1 protein-coding gene is annotated in these 920 nt (G+C 71.3%); it reads right to left on the bottom strand.

The features are described from left to right. Positions 1-909, bottom strand: a 909-nt coding sequence (locus tag LK10_RS04400) for a thiamine pyrophosphate-binding protein (protein ID WP_269429484.1), incomplete at its 3' end; no start/stop codon positions are given. Positions 910-920: the final 11 nt, after the last annotated feature.

Here is a 920-nt window from a genome sequence, read left to right on the forward strand (position 1 = left end):
CATGGTCTCCCACCAGCGGGCCACGTTGGACTCGATGCCCTCGCGCCAGGAGCGGTCCTCCTTGCGGCGCAGGTGCGGGATCAGGGCCCGCAGCGCGGCGGCGGCGTCCGAGACGATGTTGACCTCGTACGGGTACCGCATCCCGATCATGCCGGGGTCGATGTCGATCTGCACGCCCCGGGCCTGGCCCTCCTTGGGCATGAACTGGGTGTAGGGGAAGCTCGAGCCCACGGTCAGGAGGGTGTCGCACTCGGCCATCATCTCGTAGCTCGGCCGGGTCCCCAGCAGCCCGATCGAGCCGGTGACGTAGGGCAGGTCGTCGGGCAGGGAGTCCTTGCCCAGCAGGGCCTTGGCCACCCCGGCCCCGAGCAGGTCCGCGACCTGGCGGACCTCGGCCGCGGCCCCGCGGGCGCCCTGGCCGATGAGCATCGCGACCTTCGCCCCCGAGTTCAGCAGCTCGGCCGCGTCCCTGACGGCCTGGTCGTCGGGGACGATCTGCGGCCAGCGGATGCCCAGGCTCGAGGGCACCATCTTGAACGCGTGGGTCGGCGGGGCGTACTCGAGCTCCTGCAGGTCGCTCGGGACGACGATCGCGGTCGGGGCCCTCTTGCCCACCGCGATCCGCATCGCCCGGTCCAGCAGGTTCGGCAGCTGCTGCGGGACCGTGGCCATCTGGATGTAGTCCGAGGCGACGTCCTTGAACAGGGTCAGCAGGTCCACCTCCTGCTGGTACGCCCCGCCCATCGCGCTGCGCGCGGTCTGGCCCACGATCGCCACCACCGGGACGTGGTCGAGCTTGGCGTCGTAGAGCCCGTTGAGCAGGTGGATCGCGCCCGGGCCCGAGGTCGCCATGCACACCCCGACCCGGCCGGTGAACTTCGCATACCCCACCGCCTCGAACGCGGCCATCTCCTCGTGCC

Origin of the sequence: Sinomonas humi (genome assembly GCF_000802235.1) — a bacterium.
Classification (GTDB): domain Bacteria; phylum Actinomycetota; class Actinomycetes; order Actinomycetales; family Micrococcaceae; genus Sinomonas; species Sinomonas humi.